At 55.5% G+C, this 24363-nt stretch carries 22 protein-coding genes and 2 tRNA genes; 12 read left to right on the top strand and 12 right to left on the bottom strand.

The features are described from left to right. Window positions 1–54: 54 nt before the first annotated feature. Window positions 55–294 carry a hypothetical protein gene (locus HMPREF9241_RS01950; RefSeq protein WP_006680602.1) on the top strand — a complete coding sequence of 80 codons (240 nt, stop codon included), beginning with the start codon at window positions 55–57 and terminating at the stop codon, window positions 292–294. Window positions 295–381: 87 nt separating this feature from the next. Here HMPREF9241_RS01950 and HMPREF9241_RS01945 read toward each other — a convergent pair. The 10 genes from HMPREF9241_RS01945 to dnaA all read right to left on the bottom strand — a co-directional run bounded on the left by HMPREF9241_RS01945 (window position 382) and on the right by dnaA (window position 11297). Then, window positions 382–454 (bottom strand) — tRNA-Ala (locus tag HMPREF9241_RS01945). Between the two features lie 7 nt (window positions 455–461). Continuing rightward, the gene (locus HMPREF9241_RS09370) at window positions 462–599 is read right to left on the bottom strand and encodes a DLW-39 family protein (RefSeq protein ID WP_006680601.1); all 138 of its coding nucleotides are present in this window, start codon (window positions 597–599) and stop codon (window positions 462–464) included. A gap of 32 nt (window positions 600–631) precedes the next feature. Then, window positions 632–705 (bottom strand) — tRNA-Ile (locus HMPREF9241_RS01940). 89 nt (window positions 706–794) lie between these two features. Beyond that, window positions 795–1190 (bottom strand): DUF3566 domain-containing protein, encoded by a 396-nt coding sequence (locus HMPREF9241_RS01935; protein WP_006680600.1) that lies wholly within the window; start codon window positions 1188–1190, stop codon window positions 795–797. Next, window positions 1187–3820 (bottom strand): DNA gyrase subunit A, encoded by a 2634-nt coding sequence (gene gyrA / locus HMPREF9241_RS01930; protein WP_006680599.1) that lies wholly within the window; start codon window positions 3818–3820, stop codon window positions 1187–1189. The genes HMPREF9241_RS01935 and gyrA overlap by 4 nt, the downstream gene beginning before the upstream one ends. Before the next feature lie 57 nt (window positions 3821–3877). After that, on the bottom strand, window positions 3878–5905 hold the full coding sequence (gene gyrB / locus HMPREF9241_RS01925) for a DNA topoisomerase (ATP-hydrolyzing) subunit B (protein WP_006680598.1): 2028 nt from the start codon (window positions 5903–5905) through the stop codon (window positions 3878–3880). A 249-nt stretch (window positions 5906–6154) separates the two neighbouring features. Then, on the bottom strand, window positions 6155–6829 hold the full coding sequence (locus HMPREF9241_RS01920; RefSeq protein WP_006680597.1) for a DciA family protein: 675 nt from the start codon (window positions 6827–6829) through the stop codon (window positions 6155–6157). After that, window positions 6826–8013: a DNA replication/repair protein RecF gene (gene recF / locus HMPREF9241_RS01915; protein WP_006680596.1), complete on the bottom strand. Its 1188-nt coding sequence runs from the start codon at window positions 8011–8013 to the stop codon at window positions 6826–6828. The genes HMPREF9241_RS01920 and recF overlap by 4 nt, the downstream gene beginning before the upstream one ends. A 5-nt stretch (window positions 8014–8018) precedes the next feature. Continuing rightward, entirely contained in the window at window positions 8019–9155 is a 1137-nt protein-coding gene (dnaN, locus tag HMPREF9241_RS01910; RefSeq protein ID WP_006680595.1) for a DNA polymerase III subunit beta, read from the bottom strand. A 576-nt stretch (window positions 9156–9731) separates the two neighbouring features. Further along, window positions 9732–11297 (bottom strand): chromosomal replication initiator protein DnaA, encoded by a 1566-nt coding sequence (dnaA, locus tag HMPREF9241_RS01905; protein ID WP_424133815.1) that lies wholly within the window; start codon window positions 11295–11297, stop codon window positions 9732–9734. 509 nt (window positions 11298–11806) lie between these two features. On the opposite strand from dnaA, the gene rpmH reads away from it, so the two are divergent. From rpmH to HMPREF9241_RS01870, 9 genes are all read left to right on the top strand, one after another. Beyond that, the gene (rpmH, locus tag HMPREF9241_RS01900) at window positions 11807–11947 is read left to right on the top strand and encodes a 50S ribosomal protein L34 (protein ID WP_006680593.1); all 141 of its coding nucleotides are present in this window, start codon (window positions 11807–11809) and stop codon (window positions 11945–11947) included. A gap of 31 nt (window positions 11948–11978) precedes the next feature. Further along, a complete protein-coding gene (gene rnpA / locus HMPREF9241_RS08975) occupies window positions 11979–12311 on the top strand; it encodes a ribonuclease P protein component (protein ID WP_218840465.1) in 333 nt (110 codons plus the stop codon). Beyond that, entirely contained in the window at window positions 12308–12721 is a 414-nt protein-coding gene (gene yidD, locus HMPREF9241_RS08970) for a membrane protein insertion efficiency factor YidD (protein WP_006680591.1), read from the top strand. Before rnpA ends, yidD begins: the two co-directional genes overlap by 4 nt. 10 nt (window positions 12722–12731) lie before the next feature. Beyond that, window positions 12732–14069 (top strand): membrane protein insertase YidC, encoded by a 1338-nt coding sequence (gene yidC, locus HMPREF9241_RS01895; RefSeq protein ID WP_006680590.1) that lies wholly within the window; start codon window positions 12732–12734, stop codon window positions 14067–14069. A gap of 103 nt (window positions 14070–14172) precedes the next feature. Then, the gene (locus HMPREF9241_RS01890; protein WP_006680589.1) at window positions 14173–14697 is read left to right on the top strand and encodes a Jag family protein; all 525 of its coding nucleotides are present in this window, start codon (window positions 14173–14175) and stop codon (window positions 14695–14697) included. Then, window positions 14694–15392, top strand: coding sequence for a 16S rRNA (guanine(527)-N(7))-methyltransferase RsmG (rsmG, locus tag HMPREF9241_RS01885; protein WP_006680588.1), 699 nt, complete (start codon window positions 14694–14696; stop codon window positions 15390–15392). The genes HMPREF9241_RS01890 and rsmG overlap by 4 nt, the downstream gene beginning before the upstream one ends. Before the next feature lie 180 nt (window positions 15393–15572). Then, window positions 15573–16460: a ParA family protein gene (locus HMPREF9241_RS01880; RefSeq protein WP_006680587.1), complete on the top strand. Its 888-nt coding sequence runs from the start codon at window positions 15573–15575 to the stop codon at window positions 16458–16460. Between the two features lie 351 nt (window positions 16461–16811). Then, complete coding sequence (locus tag HMPREF9241_RS01875; protein WP_006680586.1) at window positions 16812–18179, top strand: ParB/RepB/Spo0J family partition protein; 1368 nt, start codon at window positions 16812–16814, stop codon at window positions 18177–18179. 248 nt (window positions 18180–18427) lie between these two features. Beyond that, entirely contained in the window at window positions 18428–19057 is a 630-nt protein-coding gene (locus HMPREF9241_RS01870) for an HAD family hydrolase (protein WP_006680585.1), read from the top strand. Window positions 19058–19235: 178 nt separating this feature from the next. Here HMPREF9241_RS01870 and HMPREF9241_RS01865 read toward each other — a convergent pair whose 3' ends face one another. Together HMPREF9241_RS01865 and HMPREF9241_RS01860 are read right to left on the bottom strand one after the other, a co-directional pair. Then, on the bottom strand, window positions 19236–20246 hold the full coding sequence (locus HMPREF9241_RS01865; protein WP_006680584.1) for a D-alanine--D-alanine ligase family protein: 1011 nt from the start codon (window positions 20244–20246) through the stop codon (window positions 19236–19238). A 72-nt stretch (window positions 20247–20318) separates the two neighbouring features. Next, on the bottom strand, window positions 20319–21653 hold the full coding sequence (locus HMPREF9241_RS01860; protein ID WP_006680583.1) for an aminotransferase-like domain-containing protein: 1335 nt from the start codon (window positions 21651–21653) through the stop codon (window positions 20319–20321). A 461-nt stretch (window positions 21654–22114) separates the two neighbouring features. On the opposite strand from HMPREF9241_RS01860, the gene rbsK reads away from it, so the two are divergent. Then, the gene (gene rbsK / locus HMPREF9241_RS01855; protein WP_006680582.1) at window positions 22115–23068 is read left to right on the top strand and encodes a ribokinase; all 954 of its coding nucleotides are present in this window, start codon (window positions 22115–22117) and stop codon (window positions 23066–23068) included. Window positions 23069–23289: 221 nt separating this feature from the next. Beyond that, a complete protein-coding gene (locus tag HMPREF9241_RS01850; RefSeq protein ID WP_006680581.1) occupies window positions 23290–24333 on the top strand; it encodes an autoinducer 2 ABC transporter substrate-binding protein in 1044 nt (347 codons plus the stop codon). The last annotated feature ends 30 nt before the right edge of the window (window positions 24334–24363 follow it).

Here is a 24363-nt window from a genome sequence, read left to right as displayed (position 1 = left end):
CAGTGAACCATGTCACGGCCATACTGGGACTATCCCGGATGAAAGGAGACACCGATGTCTCTGGTGTTACGGTGGCTTGTCGCGTTCTTCTCAGGCTGGGTCGTCATCCTGATTGCAACAACATTTTCAACCGAGGTCGCCGCAGCTGACACCTACCGTATCTGCGCTCATGGCTATGTCATTATCGGCGCGTTCTTTCTTGCTGTCGCAGTGTTCCTTTACCTGCTGATTCAGGCTCTGTCGGCCACAAGTACGACCATTGAACTGCGCGGAAACTCTGACCAGTCCGCTTAGTCAAACATGTATGTGCCACGCCCGTGCGCGCCCAAATCAGCGGCAACAAACGAAAAACCCCGGCACCGAAATGTACCGGGGTATGTGTGGAGCTAACGGGACTCGAACCCGTAACCCCCTGCTTGCAAAGCAGGTGCGCTACCAATTGCGCCATAGCCCCAATGACATCAATCCTGGAAAGGATTGTCCGTCACGGATTTCCACAACTCTACATTGTCGGAGAGATCTTCGAGAATCTGTCGCACAACAATACCCGCTGCAACAGCCGTAGCCACCGCACTGAGTGCTGTGATCCATTTCTTCATTGGATCTCCGCCTTTCTTGCGATTGCGGAACGTGGGCCTAGATGGGCTCGAACCATCGACCTCAGTCTTATCAGGACTGCGCTCTAACCTACTGAGCTATAGGCCCAACCTTGTACCCCGAAGAGCACTCGATTATGTTACGCACACCCACCGTCCAACTTCAAATTGAATGGCGTGATGTAGCGCACCACACGATTATTCGTCCATCAAGGAGATCTTCACGCCACCCACCAGGGACGCGATGAGGTTGTACAGCATGGCGCCAAGGGTTGAGATGGCGGTCAACAGAACAACATTCGCGACACCGGCAATGGTGGCGTAGGACAGAACCTTGGGAAGACGCAGATAGTCAAGGAACGGGATGAACTTTTCACCACCGATGGTCTTCATGAAGTCTTCGATGGTGGAAAAGACATGCATACCGTCAACCATGAACCACAAGACAGCGGTTGCAATCACCATGGCAATGCCGAATGCGACGGAAAGAAGGAAGCTCACCTTCATTACCGTCCACGCATCGACTCGCGCGATAGCGATATCAACTCGACGAGGCGTGTCATTGATGGAATACATGCCGTGCGCGTCGCTCATTCGTCATTACCTTCCTGGGTGGACTCTTGCTCTGACGCTACAGTGTTATCAGCGCTTTCGTCAGCATTCGAAGAGTTTGTCGGCGTTTCATCACCCAAGCTATCGGAGTCCTGAGATTCAGATTCGCCATCTTCATTATCAATATCGCGCTCCGGGTTCGGAGTGATCGCGATGATGCGGTCGTCCTCGTCCGGGCGAGCGAAAATAACGCCCATCGTGTTGCGTGCCGTTGGGCGAACGTCCGAGGCGTTCACTTGGACCAGCTTGCCGGATTCGGTGATGACCATGACGTCTTCATCCGGATTGACCACAAGTGCACCAACAAGGCCACCGCGTTCATCAACGAGCTTGCCAACGCGGACACCCAACGTGCCACGGGACTTCGTTGGGTATTCCTCAACCGGAGTGCGCTTCGCATAACCGGAGTCAGTGACGATCAGCAGATCAGCGCCCTCGCGCGGAACCTCCATGGACAGCAGTTCGTCGTCACCGCGGAATCTCATGCCACGAACGCCCGCCGTGGAGCGACCCATCGGGCGGAGCTGCTCGTCGGTGGCGGCGAAGCGGACTGCCTGGCCATCACGCGAGACCAGGATCAGGTCCTGATCAGCGTTAATGACCTGTGCGGACACGAGCTCATCCGGGTTACCGGCCTCATCTTCACGCAAGTTGATGCCGATGATGCCACCGGTACGTGAGGACTCGTAGAGCTTCAGCGGAGTCTTCTTCACCAAACCGGACTTGGTTGCCAAGACAAGGTAGTCGGCGACCTCGTAGTCGCGGATGGCGAGGACCTGCGCGATGTGTTCCTCCGGCTGGAATGCCAGCAGGTTTGCAACGTGCTGGCCCTTGGCATCGCGACCGCCTTCGGGGATCTCGTATGCCTTCGCACGGTACACGCGGCCGAGGTTCGTAAAGAACAGCAGCCAGTGGTGCGTGGTCGTGACGAAGAAGTGCTCAACAACATCATCTCCGCGCAATTGCGTGCCACGAACACCCTTGCCACCGCGCTTTTGCGAACGGTAGTTGTCGGTGCGCGTACGCTTAGCAAAACCTTCGCGGGTGATGGTGACGACCACGTCTTCTTCGGGAATGAGGTCTTCCATCGACATTTCTCCGTCGAAGGCTACGATGCGCGTGCGACGATCATCGCCGTACTTGTCGACAATTTTCTGCAGTTCACTCGAGATGATGGAACGCTGACGCGCCGGCGTATCGAGGATGTCCTGCAGATCGGTGACGCGCGCGGTCAGTTCGGCATGCTCGTCCATAATCTTCTGGCGTTCCAGAGCAGCCAGACGACGCAGCTGCAGGGCGAGGATCGCGTCTGCCTGAACCTCGTCCACACCGAGCAAGTCCATGAGGCCCTTACGTGCTTCGTCGACAGTCGGCGAACGACGGATGAGCGCGATGACCTCGTCGAGAGCGTCGAGTGCCTTGAGGTAGCCCTCCAAGATATGGAGGCGTTCCTGAGCCTTGCGCAGACGGAACTGGGTGCGACGCACGATGACGGAAATCTGGTGCGTGATCCAGTGACGAACGAAGCCGTCCAGGCTGAGCGTACGCGGGACACCGTCGACGATCGCCAGCATGTTGGCGCTGAAGTTTTCCTGCAACGGAGTGCGCTTGTACAGGTTGTTGAGAACGACCTTGGCGACCGCGTCACGCTTCAAGACGATGACGAGGCGCTGGCCGGTACGACCCGAGGTTTCGTCACGGATATCCGCAATACCCTGGATCTGGCCGTCACGAACCAGCTGAGCGATCTTGTCGGCAAGATTGTCGGGGTTCACCTGGTAGGGAAGCTCGGTGACAACCAGGCACTGGCGTCCCTGAATTTCCTCAACGTTGACGACTGCACGCTGGGTGATGGAACCGCGACCAGTTCGGTAAGCGTCTTCGATGCCCTTGCGTCCGAGGATCGTAGCGCCGGTCGGGAAGTCCGGGCCGGGGATGCGCTGAATCAGAGCCTCAAGCAGTTCCTCGCGGGATGCTTCAGTGTTCTCGAGCGCCCACTGGATACCGTCGGCAACTTCTCGCAGGTTGTGCGGCGGGATGCGGGTCGCCATACCGACCGCGATACCTTCGGAGCCGTTGACCAACAAATTCGGGAAGCGGGACGGCAGAATGGTCGGCTCTTGGTTCTTGCCATCGTAGTTGTCCTGAAAATCGACGGATTCTTCATCGATATCGCAGACCATTTCCATCGCCAAAGGCGCCATCTTACATTCGGTGTAACGGGGTGCTGCGGGGCCAAGGTTACCCGGCGTACCGAAGTTACCCTGACCGGCAACCAGCGGATAGCGCAACGACCACCACTGCACCAGACGTGCCAGCGCATCGTAGATCGCGGCATCGCCGTGCGGGTGGTAGTTACCCATGACGTCGCCGACGACGCGGGACGACTTGGAGAAGGAGGAAGTGGGTCGGTATCCGCCGTCGTACATCGCGTAGAGCACGCGACGGTGAACAGGCTTGAGGCCGTCACGCACGTCGGGGAGGGCTCGACCGACGATAACGCTCATCGCGTAGTCGAGGTAGGAGCGCTGCATTTCTACCTGCAGGTCAACCGGCAGGACACGGTCGTAGTCGACAGCCGCGTCGGTTGTGTTGTTTAGCTCGTCGCTCACGTTTTTCCTTAAGTTTTATTGACGAGGCCGGCCTGCGGCCGGTGCGTGACTGTTAGATCAGATATCGAGGAAGCGCACGTCAGAGGCGTTGCGCTGGATGAAGGAACGACGAAGATCGACGTCGTCGCCCATGAGGATCGTGAAGATCTCATCGGCGTCGGCGGCCTCATCGAGGGTGACCTTCTTGAGGATACGGTGAGCCGGGTCCATGGTGGTTTCCCAGAGCTCGTGGTCGTTCATTTCGCCCAGACCCTTGTAACGCTGGATACCACCTTCCTTGGGCAGGCGGTGATTAGCTGCCTGACCCGCTGCGAGGAGCTTGTCACGTTCCTTATCTGAGTAAGCGAATTCGTGCTCGGCGTTCGTCCACTTGATGCGGTAGAGCGGAGGCATTGCGATATAGGTGTGGCCCTGTTCGATCAGCGGTCGCATGTAGCGGAACAGCAGAGTGAGAAGCAGGGTTGCGATGTGCTGACCGTCGACGTCGGCGTCGGCCATGATAACGATCTTGCCGTAGCGGAGCTTTTCAAGATCAAAGTCTTCACCGATACCGGTACCGAACGCTGTGATGAGTGAGCGGATCGTGTCAGAGGACAGCGCGCGATCGAGGCGAGCCTTTTCAACGTTCAAGATCTTGCCTCGGATCGGCAGGATCGCCTGGTGTTCGGGGTCGCGACCACCAACGGCGGAACCACCTGCGGAGTCGCCCTCGACGATGAAGATTTCGCACTCTTCAGCCTTGCGCGAGGAGCAGTCACGAAGCTTGCCCGGCATGGACGCTGATTCAAGGACACCCTTACGGCGGGTAGCTTCGCGAGCCTTGCGGGCTGCGACGCGTGCCTGCTGCGCCTGCTGACCCTTGTTAATGATCGCCTTCGCGTCTGCGGGGTGAGCATCGAACCAGTCGGTGAGCTGGGAATATACCTGCTGCTGAACGAAGGTACGTGCCTCGGTGTTGCCGAGCTTCGTCTTCGTCTGGCCTTCGAACTGCGGTTCGGTCAGCTTGATCGAAATGACGGCTGTCAGTCCTTCGCGGACGTCATCGCCGGTCAGATTGTCATCCTTCTCTTTGATGATTCCCTTATCGCGACCGTAGCGGTTCACAATGGTCGTCAGCGCCGTGCGGAAGCCTTCTTCGTGCATACCGCCTTCGGTCGTGTTAATCGTATTCGCGAAAGTGTGGACGCTGGACGAGTAGGCTGTGGTCCACTGCATCGCAATCTCGACACTCATCGTGCCTTCATCGTTTTCCGATTCGAAGTCGATGATGTCATTGTTGATCGTTTCGATCTTCTTCGCCGAATCCAGGTATTCGACGTAGTCACGTAGACCGTGTTCGTACATGTAGGTGACCTGACGGTGACCGGGAACCGGATCGTCTGCGGGACCCATTTCATCGCCGGTGATCTCGTCGCCCTCATCAACAGCGGTGGGGCGCTCATCGGTCAGCGAAATACGCAGACCCTTGTTCAAGAAGGCCATCTGCTGGAAGCGCTGACGCAGGGTCTCGAAGGAGAACTCGGTGGTTTCAAAGATATTTGGATCCGGGTAGAACGTCTGTGTTGTGCCCGTCTCGGTGGTTTCTTCGCCACGTTCAAGCTTCGTGATCGGCGTACCGCCGTTGGCAAAGGACATCCGCCATGCATACCCCTGACGACGGACAATCGTGTCGACGCGGGTCGACAGCGCGTTCACAACCGAAATACCGACGCCGTGAAGACCACCGGACACCGCGTATCCGCCACCGCCGAATTTGCCACCGGCGTGCAGGATGGTCATGACAACCTCAACCGTGGGCTTACCTTCGGTCGGGTGAATATCAACGGGAATACCTCGACCGTTATCTTCGACGCGAAGACCACCATCGGCAAGAATTGTTACTTCGATGTGATCCGCATATCCAGCTAGAGCTTCGTCAACAGAATTATCGACGACCTCGTAGACCAGGTGGTGCAGACCGCGCTCACCGGTTGAACCGATATACATACCTGGACGCTTACGAACCGCCTCAAGCCCCTCCAGAACGGTGATGTCTGAAGCACCGTAGCCTTCAGCCCCGCCTGTCGTCTTTTCGTTGTCAGCCACGCGGCTCCCCTCATACAAGCTGGGCCTGAAAAACCCAACGATTTAACGCATTAATTCTACCAAAAATGACCATAAAACCGGGGAAACTCACGCCGTGACAAAGGCAATGAAATATCTTCTGACCTGCGAATATAGGTATGTGACCAGTCACACCCTCACCGTGATAAGAAACAGACAACCATCGACGCGCACACCATAAAAAACACGTGTATTTTCCGGTCGCATCATCGTCACCTGATCCGGCCCCAATCAGCCGTATGTATCGCGCGGACCCCGGCCTCGTACCGACAGCGGACCTTTCTTCCACGAAGGCGCCACCGGCCCCAAAACCACAACCTGTTCCACCACGCCACTACCGACAACCTCGCTGATGCGACGCAGAATTCTGGGGAGCAATAACTGCAGCTGTTTCGCCCACGCCGTTGACGTACAGCGCACAACAATCTTCTTGCCTTCGAAGCTTTCAATGTGCGTGTGCTCGGCAATATTCGGACCAACAATCTCGGGCCAGCGATTCGACACCGACGCAATCTGGATCTGATTCGACCAGCTGTTATCCTTCACAAACGAACTCAGGATCGAATCAATACGCCCAGACCGATGATACGAGCGATGCATGGCCGCCATGCCCGGTGTCTTTACCCACACCTCTGGGCGATGGCGCTGAGCCTGAACAATGCCACTCAAGTCGCCGGCTTCAGCCATCTTGTCGCTGAAATCAGATTCGGCTGATAGATCTGCCTGACCACGAGACATATCCACCGCGCAATCTTCATTCGCGCCAACAAGTGCCCCCGGAGTCGGACCTTTCACTCCTTGCATGACGAACGTGGGCACGGGTGAACGCGTGAAACCTCGTGCGCGCGCATCCATCTGAGCACGCGCCAAGGCCGCTGCCAGGAAGTCTTCTTCGGGCTCGTTCATTCTTGGACTTCCGAGCCGTTGTCGACCGACCACGCCACTTTCACAACGTGTGCATCCAATTCGGGAGGAATATCGCCCTCAACAGCAGCGGTGATTAGCACCTGATCCGCTTTATCCATACGCGTGGTGAGTCCAGCTCGCCGTTTCGTATCAAGTTCGGCGAACACATCGTCGAGGATCAGAATCGGGGTTTCACCGTCATCAGCCAGAAGATCAAAAGCTCCAAGACGCAGAGCCAACCCCACCGACCAGGATTCGCCGTGGGACGCAAAGCCCTTCACAGGCATATGTCCAAGACACAATGACAGATCATCACGGTGAGCACCCACAAGGTTCACTCCCCGCTCCATCTCTTGATCCTGAATACGTTCTAAGGCGGCCAACAGACGCTGAGTCTGCGCCTCAACATTCTCCAAGTCGGCGCTTGTCGGATCGTCCGGATTCGTCCCGATTTTTCGGTCGATTGACGCATCCATCGCCAAAACCAAGTGGCGAGGAGAATCGGCAACATCGTCATATGCCGTTGCCACGGGATCAGACAATCGACGAACAAGAGATGCTCGCATTGCCGTGACCTGGCTGGACAATTCAGCGAACCGCTCATCCCACACAGACAGCGTTGAAATATCTGGGATGCGACCCCGTCGCAATGCCACCTGCGCCTGCTTCATCAACGCAGCCCGCTGGCGCGCCACTCTGTCAAAATCAGACTTCGTCTGCGAATACAGGGGGTGAATCTGAACCGCAATATCATCAAGAAATGCCCTGCGTACGCTGGGATCTCCACGAACAATCTGCAAGTCCTCGGGTGCAAAGACAACCGTACGAACGAGACCCAGAATGTCTTTCGGCTTCACGTTCGTGCGATTAATTCGCGCCCGATTTGCCTTGCCACGCACGATCTCAAGCTCAAGAACCTGGGAGCGATCGTCTTCCAAGGCTGTCTTCACGCGGACAAACGCTCCAGCCGGCGGGCGCTCCTCGACATCTAACGGAATACGAACCAGCGAGGACTCCGCAGACACCCTGTGCGAAGAAAATGTCGACAGGTAAGCGATAGCCTCAATGAGGTTTGTTTTCCCCTGACCGTTGGCGCCAAGAAAGACCGTGGGACCAGCCGGTAATTCAATGACGACGTGGCACCATGATCGAAAATCATCAAGCGCGACGTGCGAGACGCGCATGAAGATCAGGCACCGAAGCGAATCGGCATCAACAGGTAGCGGAACTGCGTCACTTCGCCTTCATCCACCTTCGACTGGCCGGTCATCACGGCGGGCTTGGTCGGGTGAGTGAAACCGAAACGAACAAAATCCGTGTCGAGAACGCCCAGGCCATCAAGCAGGAACTGCGGATTGAACGCGGTCGCAATATCTTCACCATTCAGGTGAGCTTCAATTGCTTCGGATGCCTGAGCGTTATCTCCCTGACCGGCTTCGAGAACCAGCTGACCATCCGAGAAAGACAGGCGAACCGAGGTCTTGCGCTCTGCAACCAGCGACATACGCTTCACAGCTTCAAGCAGTTCGTGGCGGTCGCACACTGCGGTGATCGGCGTAGATTCAGGGAACAGGCCGCGAACCGGCGGGTAATCGCCGTCCATCATGGTCGACGTGGTCCGACGGTTCGACGATGCGAAGCCAATCAATGAGGCTCCGCCCGCAACCATTTCATTAGACAGACCAATTTCAACCTTGGCACCCGACGTCATTGACTTCGAAACATCCTGAAGAATGCGAGCCTTCACGAGGGCAACCTGTTCGATCGAAGTATCGGCAGGCTCCCAATCAAGTTCACGCATTGCCAAACGATAACGATCAGTGGCAAGCAAGGTCATGTGTTCGCCGTCGATTTCCATTCGAACACCGGTCAGAATCGGCAGAGTGTCATCGCGCGATGCGGCAATAGAAACCTGGGAAATAGCCTGTGTCAGAACCTCGGAGTCAACGGTTCCCGCAAGCGGTGGCTGAAGTGGAAGCAACGGATATTCATCCAAAGGCATGACAGCAAGCGTGAAGTGCGAAGAACCACATCGCATATTCACCTTCTGACCATCAAGTTCAATGGTGACTGGCTTATTCGGCAACGATTTGGAAATGTCTGCCAGCAGGCGACCTGAAACCAGAACTTCGCCTTTTTCTTCCACATTGGCCGGAATACGCGAATTAGCGGAGACTTCGTAATCGAATGATGAAAGGGTCAGTTCCTCATTGTCTGCATGAATACGCACACCGGCAAGGATGGGGCTAGCTGGGCGAACAGGCAGGGCGCGAGCAGTCCAAGACACTGCCTCAGAAAGAACGTCTCTTGCGACGGTGAACTTCATGCCGGCCTCCAATTAAAAACTCGGTCAACGTACGTACGACACATGCCTCGCCATTCTACCTGTATGCACTACAACTATTCACCTAGAAAATATTTTGTTGTGAATAACTATCGTCTGACACTTTTTATCGTTGTTTGATTACCCATAATTCACCGCGTTCAACGCAATAGATTCCAATTGACTCGTTCAACGTGAATCCACAAGGTGGCACGCTCACATCTGTTCGGTTGATTTTTTCGCTACGCGTTTTTTAAAAGGAACCTTCATCATCAGTGTTGTGTACACAGTGGAGAACTATGTTTTTCGTTGGAATATAGCCACACTGATCGTGGATAGAGCTGAGTACGATCGTGTGAATGACACAGGAGCAGTTGTGGATGAAAAATGACTGGTTTTTGTCATTCACACGTAAGCCCACTCCATCATCAGCAAATGACACGTTTTCCACTGTGTCATTCACACCGAGGAAAGCTCTGATATGTGATGTGCAGTGACGGCAGGCAGGTATAGCTCCGCCCTTCGACATCCTTGAAGGGATACAGACTTCGAATAGGGTGACCGCGATAGGTCGAGTCGTCAGTTTCCGCCTCGCGCTACCTTCTTAATACGGTTCGTCAATTCAGTGACGTCGTTATAGACCTCGCGACGCTGTTTCATTTGTTCCAGGATCTTCTTATTTGCATGCATGACCGTCGAATGGTCACGGTCGAATGATTGACCGATCTTTGGCAAAGACAATTCGGTGAGCTCGCGACAGAGATACATAGCGATCTGACGTGCCTCGACAATCGCGCGACTGCGATCAGTTGAACACAGCTGGTCGATAGTGACGTTGAAATACTTTGCACACTGACCCATGATCAGCGGAATAGTAATTTCAGTGTCGTCGGGGTCAGAGATGTAGTCCTTCAAGGTCATCTCTGCCAATGCCAGGTCAATTTTCTCGTGGTAGAGGTTCGCATACGCGACTACGCGAAGGATGGCACCTTCGAGCTCACGAATATTCGACGAAATACGTTCAGCAATATACGTGAAGATTTCAGGGTCAATATCCAGATTTTCGTCCGCGGTCTTCTTCTGCAAGATTGCAATACGCGTTTCCAGATCTGGTGGCTGAACATCAACCAGCAGACCCGATCCGAAGCGTGACCTCAAACGTTCCTCAATGCCTTCGAGGTGCTTGGGCTGAACGTCCGAGGTAATGACGATCTGCTTATTGGCCTGATAGAGAGCATTAAACGTATGGAAGAAACCTTCCATCGTCTGCTCCTTCTTAGAAAGGAACTGAATGTCGTCGATTAACAGCAGGTCGAGTTCACGGTATCGACGGTGGAATTCTTCAACGGCCGAGTTATTGGGGTTGTTGACACGAATTGCATTGATGAATTCGTTGGTGAATTCCTCGGATGATACGTAGCGGACCTTCTGGTTTGGGTAGAGCGACAGAGTGTAGTGGCCGATTGCTTGCAGAAGGTGTGTTTTGCCCAGTCCGGATTCGCCGTAGATAAACAGCGGGTTGAAGTCAGTTCCCGGAGATTCCGAAACGGCGACAGCTGCCGCGTGAGCGAAGCGGTTCGACGGACCAATAACGAAGGTATCGAATGTGTGTTTTGGATTCAGCCTGGTTGACGAGGTATCGAGTGCGCGATCGGTTGATTGAGGCGCAACGTATGAGAATCGCTTGGGATCGTGCTCTTCAAACGAAGAATCTGGGAAGTCATTGATGGCTTCAACGCCGTCGAGCTGTCGAAGTCGTTCTTCTGCCGACGGGTACGAAAAGCTCTGTGCATAGGTGGGTGTATCGCCGGTCTGGTGGTGCCCCGCGCTGGGTACCTCATTGGTAGTTGGTTGATTATCTTCGGTTGACGAGGCCACCTCTACATTCTTCGCCTGATGCTCTTTTTCGTCGGCGGTTTCTGGCAGTTCCATGTCCGGGTCAACGGTGATGGCGATCCTGGTGCGTTTTCCAAAGGTCTGGGACAGAGCATCCGTCACGCTTGACGATGAGCGTTCAATCCAGTTCTTCGTGAAGTCATTGGGAACGGACAGAAGAATTGTGCCTTCGATATTGCCCAAAGGACGTGTGGATTGAAGAAATCCCATGCCTGCGGGACCAAGACCTGTCTGAGCAAGTAACTCCAATGCTTGTGTCCAAGCAGCATTCAACGATGGAGTTTCCACAATCGATCCTTTAAATAGTGCGAAGTTGCGTGAGGTCTATCACCGAATTATGCCCCTCATTGAGCAGTGGTGACGTCGCTACTCTACTTGTCTTGTGAATAATTCACAGCCTGTGGATGAAGTTGTGGATAAGAATCTTTAAATCACATATTTGTAGTTACAAAAGTGTCAGCGCGTAGTTCCGCCAAAGAATCGACGTTCACGCTAACGAAAAGAAATTCATGTGATTTTCATTTGTGGAAAAGTTATCCCCAAGGTATTCCACAGTTGTGGATACGGGGACTTCGTCACAGACGGCGCTATCACATTGACTGATAAAACCTGAACTTCTAACCTGGATATCTGTCTGTGCCCACGCAAAAGGGCGCGCAAGAGGTTCCTGCGCACAACGAGTGCGGTGGAACCTGAACCAATACAACCGACAAGTTGAGTGCCAGCGGTGCTGGTGCTCGCCGCCAAGGAGAACAGCTGTGACCACCAAGCGGACTTTCCAGCCCAATAACCGCCGTCGTGCCAAGACGCACGGTTTCCGTCTGCGCATGAGCACCCGCGCCGGCCGCGCCATTCTGTCATCGCGTCGCCGCAAGGGTCGCGCAAAGCTGTCTGCCTGAGACTGCACTGGTGTTGCCTCGCGCACACCGGATGGTCGATCCAGGCGATTTCCGCTCAACCTTTCGACAGGGTAAACGGGCCGGAGATCGAGTCCTGATTGTCCACGCTCGAACCGACGAGGGTCAGTTGAACTCCCTCGTCGGTTTCGTCGTACCCAAAAAGGAAATCAAACTGGCCACGGGACGCAACCGTGTGAAACGGCAGCTCCGGCACCTCATGCGCGATCGGCTCGACACTCTGCCCGACGGTTCACGCATCGTCGTTCGAGCAAGCTCCCAGGCCCTCGGCTGTACATCAGACGAGCTCGCTACACACTTAGACTCGGCTCTTCACCGCGCCTGGAAGAAGTGGGACGCTCGATGAGTGCGCGGCCTCGTGAACTAGTAAGGCGAATCTTCACCTACCCGATTCGTTTCTACCAGCGGTACATTTCGCTCAGAATTGCACCACGATGCCGATATGCACCCACCTGCTCGGCATATGCGCTCCAAGCCATCGAAATCCACGGAGTTGTCAAAGGCATCATCCTTGGCACCTGGCGACTCCTTCGATGCAACCCTTGGAGCCACGGCGGAGTCGACTACGTCCCCGAAGTTGGACGCTGGAAACCAGAGCCATGGGTACCACCAGAAGATTGGGCCGGTAACGCAACCGACATCGTGCGACCCGCCCCCATGGGTATGAGCGACGAATACGCTTCGTTCACCACCCCCCAGAATTTCCCGGCATCCGCCGGACGACCGAAGGACGCTTTCAGCGTCCGCACTTCTTGAAGGAGCGCGCATGTTTGACAAGATCCTTCACCCCTTCGCCATAGCGGTGGCGTGGGTATGGGTGAAGATCCACGATTTCCTTGAGCTGATCGGATTCTCATCCGGTTCGGGTGCAGCCTGGGTGATTTCAATCGTCCTGCTGACCCTGATCGTTCGTATCCTGATCGTGCCGCTGTTCCTCAAGCAGATTAAGAGCTCGCGCGCCATGCAGGCTGTCCAGCCTGAAATGCAGCGCATCCAAGCCAAGTACAAGGGCAAGACCGACCAGCTGTCACGTCAGAAGCAGGCCGAAGAAACCCAGGCTCTCTACAAGAAGTACAAGGTCAGCCCCTTTGCTTCCTGTCTGCCACTGCTGGTCCAGATGCCGATCCTGTTCGCCATGTACCGCGCCATCTACGCGGTCAAGGACCTAGCAGCCGGCACCTACAAGTACGCCAACATCGAAACCGACCACCTCGGTCCGATCACCCAGGCAGTCGCATCCGACATCAACGGATCGACCGTTTTCGGTGTCCCGCTGTCGCACACCATTACTTCCGGTGATGGCACTGTTGCCGTCGCCGTCTTCGTCATCGCGATCATCGTGATGGTTGGCCTGCAGTTCTACTCCATGCGCATGTCCATGGTTCGCAACATGCCGCCGGCAATGGATCCGAACAACCCGATGGTTCAGTCGCAGAAGTCCATGCTCTACGTCATGCCACTGATGTTCGTGTTCTCTGGCGCCTTCTTCCAAATGGGCGTTCTGGTCTACATGCTGACCGGTTCCTTCTGGGCACTCGGTCAGTCCTTCTGGACGATCAAGGTCATGCCGACCCCCGGCTCACCGGCCTACAAGGAGCTCGTCGCACACCGCGAAGCACGCTACGCCGAATGGGCAAAGCCCTTCTTCGCTTCCTACGACGAAGCACGCTCTGCCCTGCCCGCAACAGCTGACAACGCCGAGGTTATCGCTCTGAATGAGAAGACCTTCGCTGAAGCAGCTTCGAAGGCCAAGGCTCAGAAGGTCGCCACCGACTTCCCCGAAACCATGAGCGCCGGCGAAAAGGTCTCTGTCCTGCGCAACCTGTCCATGCAGGAATGGACCACGCTCCCCGACGAAATGTGGATGCGTAGTGTCAAGGATGCAGCCTCTAAGGCCAATGAACGTCGCGCCCAGCAGGAAAAGCGCGAGCAGGCTAAGAAGATGTCCCGCGAACAGCGCAAGGCACAGTCTGAACGCAATCGTGCTCGCGAAGAGCGCAAAGCCGCTGTCTCCGACACTTCCGGCCTGTCAGCCGATGAGCTCGAGCGCCGTCGTCAAGAGCGTCGCAAGGCCCGCCGCCAGTCCAATAAGAAGAAGCGCTAAGGGATACGAGGCCTGGCCCGTTTACAGATACCCAGTTTTGTCCGGGTGGCCGACCTCGTGAATAGCGCATTGCACTCAAGCTGAAAAATTAAGGGAGAACCACATGAGTGAGAAGACCAAGTCCACGATTGAGCGCCTCGAAGAAGAGGGCGAACTCGCAGCCGACTACCTGGAAGAGCTGCTGGATATCGCTGACCTTGATGGCGACATTGAGATCGATGTTGAGAATGATCGCGCAAGCGTCGAGATCATCTCCGAAGAGTCCGCTACACTCGAACGCCTAGTTGGTGAAGACGGCGAGGTCCTCGACGCACTTCAGGAACTGACCCGTCTGGCAGTTCAGACCGAAACCGGTGAACGTTCGCGCCTGATGCTCGACATTGCTGGCTTCCGCGCCGACCGCAAGGCCGAACTGCAGGATATCGCGATGGAAGCAATCGCACGTCTGCGCGCCACCGGCGTCGCTCAGAAGCTTGATCCGATGAACCCCTTCGAGCGCAAGGTCTGCCACGACGTTGTCGCCACCGAGGGCCTGCGTTCCGAGTCCGAGGGTTCCGAACCCCACCGTTGTGTTGTCATCCTTCCCGCCGATGAATCCGACGAGATTGAAGAGAGCGACGCCGAGTGAGCGAACTCGACATTTCAGCTGATCAGGGCGAGTTTCATGACCCGCTGAAGCGCAAGGTTGGCGATCCGTTTATCCCGGAACAGCCCACCGATGAGGTACGCGAATTCTTCGGACCGGCTTTTTCTGACGTCGAAGAATACGTCCACATGCTCGAAGAAGAAGGCGAAATTCGAGGACTTGTCGGTCCGCGTGAGATGCCTCGACTCTGGTCGCGCCACGCTGTCAATGCAGCAGCTGTTCTCGACTTCCTTCCCCGCTCGGGGCAGATTCTCGACATCGGTTCGGGCGCGGGACTTCCCGGTATCATCATCGCGATCTGCCGTCCTGAATTGGATGTCCACCTTGCTGAACCCATGCAACGTCGTTGCGAGTGGTTGAGCGATGTCATTGACCACCTAGCATTGGACAATGTCACTCTGCACCAGGTGCGTGCCGAAGAACTGCGTGGCAAAGGCCAGGCTGACGTGATCACCGCACGCGCGGTCGCCAATATGTCGAAACTGATCCGCATGACAACGAAGCTCATTGCTCCGGGTGGATCACTGGTCGCTTTGAAGGGGCGCCGTGCACCCATCGAAATTGATGAGGCAGCCAAGGAATTGAAGAGCCATCATCTGCGCGCTCAAATCCACGAGGTTCCTTCCATCATGGAAGAAGAATCTACATACGTGGTTGTCTGCAAGCGTCAGAAGTAGGCTCTGGGTGTGCCACCGTCGTTAACGCTGTGAGGCTTTGGCTCTCGACACATGGGCTGTGGCGCCTAGCGTCTGTCGTTCAATTTACCTATGGTCGCCCGTAGACTTTCATAGGGTGTTCGCCTAGAACTCGTTCTAGGGCACGCATCCGTTGATAGCAGTTTCAAGAGAGGATCTCAGATGAGTTCAGGTAAGCGGAGTGATACTCCCCTGCTTTCTCAGATCGAACAGAATATGCACGATCGTAAGATCCTGGATGCTGCTACCTTCGGTCGCCCCTCGAAGACTCGCGTCATCGCTGTCGCTAATCAAAAGGGTGGCGTTGGAAAGACAACATCTGCCGTTAACATTGCTGCCAGTCTTGCATTGGGTGGCCTGTCGGTTGTCGTCATCGATGCCGATGCTCAGGGCAATGCATCAAGTGCGCTCGGCATTGAACACCCCGCAGGAACACCGTCTACGTACGACGTTCTGATTGGTGGCACTCCCCTGGCCGAGGTCCTTCAGCCATGCCCTGATATTGAAGGGCTTTTAGTGTGCCCGGCGACGATTGATTTGTCAGGTGCAGAGATCGAACTGGTTGATTTACCGTCCCGCGAATTTCGCCTAGCCGACGCGGTTAAGCATTTCCTTGCAACGTCGCGCGATGTTGATGTCGTCTTGATCGACTGTCCCCCGTCGCTCGGTCTTGTCACCCTGAATGTCATGGTTGCCGCCCACGAGGTCATGATTCCGATTCAGACCGAGTATTACGCTCTTGAAGGACTCTCACAACTCTGGACCACCATCGACCGCATTGCCTCTGACCTGAATCCGAAGCTCCACGTTTCCACGATGCTTCTGACAATGATGGATAAGCGAACGCGACTCAGCGAAGAGGTTGAAGCTGAGGTTCGTACCCACTTCCCCGCTTTGACGTTGCAGACGGTTATCCCCCGCTCCGTTCGTATTTCCGAGGCTCCTTCATACGGTCAGACCGTCGTTACCTACGACCCGCGTAACACCGGTGCACTTGCGTATCGCAAGGCCGCTTTGGAGCTCAGTTTGCGTCTTGCTCAGCAGAGCTAACCGGGGTTTTTTGGGGTAGTTTTTTGTTTACCTGCTCCATTTCGACGTGGTCAAATAGCCTTTGACCTGCGATAATAATAGTTGTTCTATGTGTGCCGGATGTTGGCCTTAGAGGTTGTTTCACGCGAAACAATCACGTTGCAATGTGCATCGTTGTGCACTTCTGGATGCCTCTGCTTCCAATGTTTCACGTGAAACAATGGCGATGATTACCTGTTCTCTGCGTGTACGAAGAACGCATTCATATCTAACAATTGCTCACTGAAGATTTCTACAACCCCGTGCTACGAGATATGCGCATCGATGTTTCACGTGAAACAATGAAACATAAACTCGTCACGGAGGTTAATGATGGCAGATAAGAAGTCGACCACAGGTGGCCGTCACTCAGCATTGGGTAAGGGGCTCGGTGCTTTGATTCCAAATCAGATTGATACTCAATCGACCGAGTCGTCATCCCCCAGTGTTCCATCAAATCCTCTCGATGTGTTCTTCCCCGCCCGTCCGGCTGGTCAAGCTCCTTCAGCGTCACGTAAACGCGGAGGTTCAGCAGCGTCTCTTCTGAATCCGAAGACAACAAAGTCTGCTTCAAAGACGACGAAAAAAGCATCTTCACGGACTAAAAAGGTTGAGACGTCCACGTCTGTTTCGCCAGCAGAAAGCCTTGAGGAAAACGTAAAAATGCGTTCGAGTGCCACGAAAGCGCGTTCAACTCAGTCGAAATCGGAGCCGCGTAGACTGTCCCCCATTGCCGATGCTTTCGATAAACACAGTGCTCAGGAATCGAATCAGCAGCTGGATCAGCATGATTTGTCGTCTGATGAAGCGAATGTTTCACGTGAAACATTGGATAACCTCGTTCCGGTTCCAGGTGCAACATTCGCCGAAATTCCGCACGATCTAATCGTTCCGAATACCAGGCAACCTCGTGAAGTTTTCGATGAAGATGATCTTGCCGAACTTCGCGACTCGATTCGTGAGGTCGGTGTTCTTCAGCCGATCGTTGTGCGTCCGATTAACTTTGACGCTCCGATGACTGAGCGAATGCAGGAGTTTCTTGCAGAGAAGCCGAATGCTCGTTTCGAACTCATCATGGGTGAAAGGCGTCTTCGTGCGTCCGAGCTAGCTGGTCTTGAGGCAGTTCCTGCAATTATTCGCCAGACGGAAGACTCCGATCTTCTGCGCGATGCGCTCTTGGAAAACCTTCATCGTGCGCAGTTGAACCCGCTGGAAGAAGCATCTGCATACCAGCAGCTGATGGCCGACTTCGGCACAACTCAGGAAGAGCTTTCGAAGAGAATCGCACGGTCTCGCCCGCAAATTGCGAACACAATGCGACTGTTGAAACTACCCCCATCGGTTCAAAGCAAGGTTGCCGCGCAGACTATTTCTGCTGGTCATGCGCGTGCATTGCTCGCATTGAATAGCCCTGAAGAGATGGAATCTCTTGCTCAACGTATTATTGCTGAGGGCCTTTCGGTGCGCACAACTGAAGAATTGATTCGCTTGGGACGGGTAAAAGCTCAGACGGGTCCTACGCGCAGGCGCGAAAAGATTGTGTCTGCTCTTGGGCAGGCGGTGATTAGCTCTTTGTCAGATGTCTATGAGACTCGGGTGACGATCACGGAAGGCGTTCGTAAAGGCAAGATCGTGATTGAGTTTGCTGGAGAAGAAGATCTCCAACGTATCGCGGACCTGATCGCGGAACAGAAGCGGTAACGTTTCTGGCCTTGTCCTGCTTGGAATACGCCCTCTTCGGGTCGTCGTTGCCTGGATCGGTAGTGCGCACCATTCCATAAAGTATGCATAATCGCCTCCTCTCAAACCCTGTAATGAGCCGTGCTTTCGGTTCAATTGCGCGGTTTCTGACGGGTGTTCACTATGTGGCGTGTCTTTCGACACGAAAGTGGTTAAACGGAAGTCAATCGGAAACAATGGAGACACCATCACGAGCACTAGGGGGTCGCATGTCGCAACAGCAGACACCACATGTCGCCCTATTTGACGTTGGTGGAGTACTGGTTGAATCTCATCCCGAGCCTCAGCGTGTGGCCGAGATCCTCGGACAGACCGACGATGCTTTCGTTTCCCTTGTTGACCAAGCAATGTGGGCACACCGTGCCAGCTATGACGAGGGGTGTTCGGATCGTGAATTCTGGGATCGCGTAGCAGGCGACTGCGGTGCACCACGGATCACCGATGATCAGATTGCTCAGTTGGTTGCGTACGATTCGATTCGAATGCACGACGCCGTCGAACCGGCCGTTCAGATTATTCGTGAACTGGAAGAAAACGGCATCGTCCTAGGCATTCTTTCAAACGCGCCTTTCGCTATTGCTGAAGAAATCCGCGTCACTGCATGGGCACAGCACTTTGATGACTTCGTATTCTCTTGCGAGGTTGGTTCCGCGAAGCCTCATCGCTCGATCTACCGTGAAGCTATCGAACGTTTTGACGTGGACGCTGAAGATGCTGTTTTCATCGACGACCGCAAGAAGAATGTTCGTGCCGCGGAGCTTCTGGGAATGAAGGGCCTGCTCTGGGAAAATGCATCCCAGGCGCGTGCGGATCTTCATGCTCTGGGGATGCTGAAGTAATCTTCAATTTGTTGCGGAATTCCAACGCTTAGCGTCGGTTGAATCGAACTTTTTCCAATTCTTCACGAGCATTTCTGTTGATGAGCACGTCATTGTTTCACGTGAAACATCATCACATACTCCAGTGGCCGGACCGCACATTGCGATGCGCAATCCGGCCACTGTTTTAAGTGAAACCCTATTCGGTCTGGCCGGCCTCGTCGTCATAGGAAGCGGAAGGGTCGACCTTGTCTTCGATGATCCGAACGTGACGGTCAGCGGCAACGAACTCAACGATGCGCGTGCACAGTTCAGCGAAGGAACCGTCAGCGTCGGCGGCCTGGGGGAGTAGCGACGTATCCGTCATACCCGGCGTGACATTAGCATCGATGAACCAGCAGGTGCCTTCATCATCGACAACGAAGTCGATACGTGACAGGTCGCGTAGACCGAGGATCGTGTGTGCCTCGACGGCTGCTTGGCGTAGAACATCGAGCTGTTCCTCGGTGAAGCGGGCGGGCACAAAGTACTCGGTTTCGTCCGTTGTGTAACGCGCTGCGTAGTCGTAGCGACCACCATCGGTCGAAATCTCAACCGGAGGGAGAGCCACCGGACCGTTTTCCAGATCGACAACGGAAACTGCGATGTCACGGCCCTTGATGAGTTCCTCGACCATGATGTGCTCACCGTAGGCGAAGGCATCGACCATCGCGCTACGGAGTTCTCCAGGGTCATGAACTGCGGAGAGGCCAAGAGCAGAACCGCCGTCGGTCGGCTTGATGATGACGGGGAACTGAGTCTGTGACTCGATAGCATCGAGAACCTGGGAGGCGCCGATTTGGCGGAAGAGGATCTGGGGAAGTGAAACCCAGCCGGGTGTTACCAAGCCAGCCGAACCGAGCAAGGACTTAGCTGTCGGCTTATTCGACGCGAGCATCGCCTGCACGGATGAGGAGCCGACGAAGGGGATGCCGATTGCCTCGAGCAAAGTCTGTAAAGAACCGTCTTCGCCGATGGAGCCGTGGACGACGGGCCAGATGACGTCGGGTGCGAACTCGTCAATGACGCTGGTCAGCTGGTGATCAACGTCGGCAACGTGCACGGTATAGCCGGCCTGCGTGAGGATGTTTGCGACTCGGCGTCCAGAGCGAACCGAGACGTCGCGCTCATGTGTGAGGCCGCCAGCAATGATGAGGACCTTTAATGCCACGGGATTACTCCTTAGTAATAGTGGTATGCCGATGTGTGGATGCGCGACGATGCGCCGAAGTATTTATGCAGGTCAGAGTGCGTTTGGTGCGGGTGCTACGCCTGGGCCAACGTCATCGATGTTCCGACGGTGGAAGCCGGCACCGAACATGTCGACCAGTTCCTTCTCTGCGTTCACGACGGTGGCAAGTCGCCTGACGCCCTCGCGAATACGCTCGGGAGTCGGGTAGCAGAAGGAGAGGCGCATGTGGTCGGCGCCTTCGCCGTTGTAGTAGAACGCGGTGCCGGACACGTAGGCAACCTGGGCGCGAACTGCGCGAGGGAGCATGGACTTAGCGTCGAGGCCCTCGGGGAGTGTGACCCATGTGTAGAAGCCGCCGTCGGGATGGGTCCACTCGCAGTCTGGCATGAATTCCTCGAGGGCGTCCATCATGGCCTGGCAACGTTCGGCGTACATGGCGCGGAACGTCTTGACCTGTGAATACCAGTCGTAGCTGGACAGGTAGTCGGCGATAGCCATCTGGCCGATCATCGAGGGGGAGAGGATTGCGGATTCGGATGCGAGAACCAGCTTGTCGCGGATGGCGTGTGGCGCGTAGGCCCACCCGATGCGGAAGCCCGGGGCGAACATCTTCGAGAAGGAGCCGAGGTAGACGACGCCTTCGGGGGAGAAGCTCTTCAGTGCCGGCATGGGGTCGGAGTGGAAGCCGAGCAGACCGTAGGGGTTGTCTTCCATGATGAGGACGCCTTCGCGCATGCAGATTTCGGTGATCTGCGGGCGACGTTCCAGCGACAGGGTGACACCCATCGGGTTGTGGAAGTTCGGGATGGTGTAGAGCATCTTGATGGTGCGACCCGATGCGCGGACCTCGCGGATGACGCGTTCTAGTTCGGCCGGGATGATGCCCTTGTCGTCCATGGGGACGTGCGCGATATCGGCCTGACGGGCACGGAACACGCCAAGTGCACCAACGTACGATGGTGCTTCACACAGAATGACGTCGCCCGGATCGATGAAGAGTTCAGTCATCAGGTCGAGAGCCTGCTGCGACCCGGTGGTGATGACAACGTCGTCGGGATCAGCGCCGACGATTCCGTCGTAGCTCATGACTTCGGTGATGCGCTCGCGCAGAACTTCCCAGCCTTGACCCGAGCCGTACTGCATGGCCTGGGCACCGTGCGCTGAGATCAGGCGCTTCGCTGATTCAGCGAGCTGGTCGAGGGGGAGGTCCTTCAGGTTCGGCATGCCACCGGCAAGGGAGACAACTTCGGGTCGCGAGACGACGGAGAACAGAGCGCGAATCTCGGAAGCTCGCAGGTTGTGAGCTCGCTCTGCGTAGGCGTTAAACCACGGGTCGAGTCGGTTTCCCTGCTGATTGCTGTCCGGATTCTGCGCTTGCGTGCTCACTGGACCTTCCTTCTCTTGGTTTGGTTGCTCATCGCGTGGATGCGGTGAGCCAGCGTTGTATGGTCGTGACCGAGGCAACACTGGTTCTTAGTCTGCCACTATTGAGTGCCACATAGTGAATAGGGCGGGCGGTTATGGACAAACGGGGGAGTGAAGCGTCGCTTAGAAGCTAAGCGCCACGAGTACCAAGGATAATCATCAAGGATGAGGGGTACGAGGCCGCGTCCACCAATGAGGCGCACAGCTTCAGCAGGCGCGGGCAGCCTCGTTCTTCTTTTCTGCTGAAGGTGAGCACGACGAAGCGGATTTCATAACGAAATGATTCCGACGAAGAACAACACGACAAGTGGATGACAGAACGCAAACGTTTGCGCTAGGATCATTTCATCCAGCGTTAAACGTGGGCATCGTCGCCCATACATACGCTCTTAACCCCTCAACCTCTTTACCAAGGTGGTTCCATGAGCATCGCAGTCATCGGTTCGAACAACACTGATCTGATCACGTACATCACCCGCATGCCCGTCGAAGGCGAAACCATCGAAGCCCTCGACTTCGAGATCGGGTTCGGCGGAAAAGGATCAAACCAAGCAATCGCAGCCGCAAAACTCGGCACCAAAGTCACGATGGTGACCTGCGTTGGTGACGATGCGTTCGGTGAGACCTACCTGCAGAACTACCGAAACAACGACATCGACACCTCGTTTGTGAAGCAGGTTCACGGAACATCCGGCGTTGCCCCGATCTTCGTTGACCAGGAATCACATAACTCCATCATCATCGTCAAGGGTGCGAACAAAGGTCTGACCCCGGAGGACCTTGAAGAGGCCGCCGACGCGATCAGTGAATGCTCACTGATTGTTCTTCAGCTGGAAATCGCGTTCGAAACCGTGAAGGCTGCAATCGCTCTGGGTAACCGCCTGGGTATTCCGGTTCTTCTTAACCCCGCGCCCGCAACGAAGGAACTCGACTTGGCGCTCGCGGCGAAGTGCCAGTACGTCATGCCCAACGAGACAGAGCTCGAGCTACTGACCGGACTGCCGACGTCCACCGACGATGAGGTTCGTGTTGCAGCGCAAGTCCTTTTGGATGCCGGATGCACAAACGTCATCGTCACGCTCGGGTCTCGAGGAGTCTGGTGGCTCTCCGCTGACGGGGGAGACGTTCGCTTGGAGCAATTCCCGGCGAAGGCGATTGACACAACCGGCGCGGGCGATGCCTTCATTGGGTGTTTCTCGCACTGTTTGTCTGAGGGGCTCAACGAAGCCGAAGCTCTGGAACTGGCAAACGCATACGCGGCACTGTCGGTGACGGGTCGCGGTACTCAGAAATCCTACCGTGATGCGCAAGAGTTCTCTGCCTGGCTTTCCGAGGTCGGATCTAACCTAGCAACATCGCGGGTATTTGGGCTTTGATAACGATTGCACAACATCATGCGAAGAAGGTTGCTTCGTGTGTGCTGTGCAATATACCATCGAGCATGTTCGTACGAACGATCAGATGGATAGCTGTCTATTTGGTCGATCATTCGCGCATGACATACCGCTAATGATGGCGGTGTGATGCAACGAAATGATCCACGCACCTCGTGTGCAACGATCCTCATCAATGTGGATGTGAATCTCAAGGAGTCAACATGAAGTCTCGTATTGTAGCCGCTAGTGCAATCGTTCTCACTTCAGCACTTGCACTTGCAGCGTGCTCCGGTGGTGCGGGTGATACTGCAGCCTCCGGCGCAGCAAGCGGATCGGGTGACGGCGACTACACGATCGCCATCGTTCCTAAGGACGCCACCAACCCGTGGTTCGTCCGTATGGAGACCGGCGTTCAGAAGTACGCAGCCGACACAGGCATGAACGTGTTCCAGAAGGGCCCATCGGAAACTGACGCCACGATGCAGGCGCAGGTCATCCAGGACCTCATTGCGCAGGGCGTTGACGCAATCGGCGTCGTTCCGGTTGATCCGGGCGCAATTGAGCCCGCCCTCAAGGAAGCAAGGGATGCAGGCATCGTTGTTGTGACACACGAAGGTGCGTCGCAGGAAAACACGATGTACGACATCGAAGCCTTCAACAACGCCAAGTACGGCGCATTCATCATGGACAACCTTGCACAAGCCATGGGTGAAGAAGGCACCTACACCACGATGGTCGGCCACGTGACGAACGCTTCCCACAACGAATGGGCTGACGGTGCAGTTGCACGTCAGAAGGAGGCCTACCCGAACATGACCCTGCTCGAGGCAGAACCTCGTGTTGAGTCTCAAGACAACGGCGAAACCGCCTACCAGGTCGCCAAGGAAGTTCTCAAGAAGTACCCCGAGATTAAGGGCATCCTGGGCACCTCCTCGTTCGACGCTCCCGGCGTTGCACGTGCAATTGACGAACTTGGCCTGAAGGACAAGGTCTTCACCGCAGGTACCGGCATGCCGGCAGCCAACAAGGAAATCCTCGATAAGGGCCTCGTTGCGGCACTGACCCTGTGGGATCCGGCAGATGCTGGCTACGCAATGGCAGCACTCGCCACCAAGATCCTGAACGGTGACAAGATCACTGACGGTGTCAATCTGGGCGTCAAGGGCTATGAAGAGATGCACTTCTCCGAGGGTTCCGACAAGGTTCTGGAAGGCAACGGCTGGATCCAGATCACCAAGGACAATGTCGATAGCCTCGGCTTCTGATAGCTCCTCAGCATCGGTGCTGGGCAAAGA

It is taken from the genome of Schaalia turicensis ACS-279-V-Col4 (assembly GCF_000296505.1).
GTDB lineage: Bacteria > Actinomycetota > Actinomycetes > Actinomycetales > Actinomycetaceae > Pauljensenia > Pauljensenia turicensis_A.
Note: the sequence above shows the minus strand (reverse complement) of the source record. Positions and strands in the feature narration are given on the sequence as shown.

Bases quoted from the DNA above. Each gene is read 5' to 3' on its own strand.
- HMPREF9241_RS09370 (WP_006680601.1), bottom strand. From the start codon at position 599: ATGAAGAAATGGATCACAGCACTCAGTGCGGTGGCTACGGCTGTTGCA.
- HMPREF9241_RS01920 (WP_006680597.1), bottom strand. From the start codon at position 6,829: ATGAACGAGCCCGAAGAAGACTTCCTGGCAGCGGCCTTGGCGCGTGCT.
- rbsK (WP_006680582.1), top strand. From the start codon at position 22,115: ATGAGCATCGCAGTCATCGGTTCGAACAACACTGATCTGATCACGTAC.
- yidC (WP_006680590.1), top strand. From the start codon at position 12,732: ATGTTTGACAAGATCCTTCACCCCTTCGCCATAGCGGTGGCGTGGGTA.
- rnpA (WP_218840465.1), top strand. From the start codon at position 11,979: ATGGTCGATCCAGGCGATTTCCGCTCAACCTTTCGACAGGGTAAACGG.
- HMPREF9241_RS01880 (WP_006680587.1), top strand. From the start codon at position 15,573: ATGAGTTCAGGTAAGCGGAGTGATACTCCCCTGCTTTCTCAGATCGAA.
- HMPREF9241_RS01890 (WP_006680589.1), top strand. From the start codon at position 14,173: ATGAGTGAGAAGACCAAGTCCACGATTGAGCGCCTCGAAGAAGAGGGC.
- HMPREF9241_RS01935 (WP_006680600.1), bottom strand. From the start codon at position 1,190: ATGAGCGACGCGCACGGCATGTATTCCATCAATGACACGCCTCGTCGA.
- HMPREF9241_RS01875 (WP_006680586.1), top strand. From the start codon at position 16,812: ATGGCAGATAAGAAGTCGACCACAGGTGGCCGTCACTCAGCATTGGGT.
- yidD (WP_006680591.1), top strand. From the start codon at position 12,308: ATGAGTGCGCGGCCTCGTGAACTAGTAAGGCGAATCTTCACCTACCCG.
- dnaN (WP_006680595.1), bottom strand. From the start codon at position 9,155: ATGAAGTTCACCGTCGCAAGAGACGTTCTTTCTGAGGCAGTGTCTTGG.
- HMPREF9241_RS01850 (WP_006680581.1), top strand. From the start codon at position 23,290: ATGAAGTCTCGTATTGTAGCCGCTAGTGCAATCGTTCTCACTTCAGCA.
- HMPREF9241_RS01950 (WP_006680602.1), top strand. From the start codon at position 55: ATGTCTCTGGTGTTACGGTGGCTTGTCGCGTTCTTCTCAGGCTGGGTC.
- HMPREF9241_RS01870 (WP_006680585.1), top strand. From the start codon at position 18,428: ATGTCGCAACAGCAGACACCACATGTCGCCCTATTTGACGTTGGTGGA.
- recF (WP_006680596.1), bottom strand. From the start codon at position 8,013: ATGCGCGTCTCGCACGTCGCGCTTGATGATTTTCGATCATGGTGCCAC.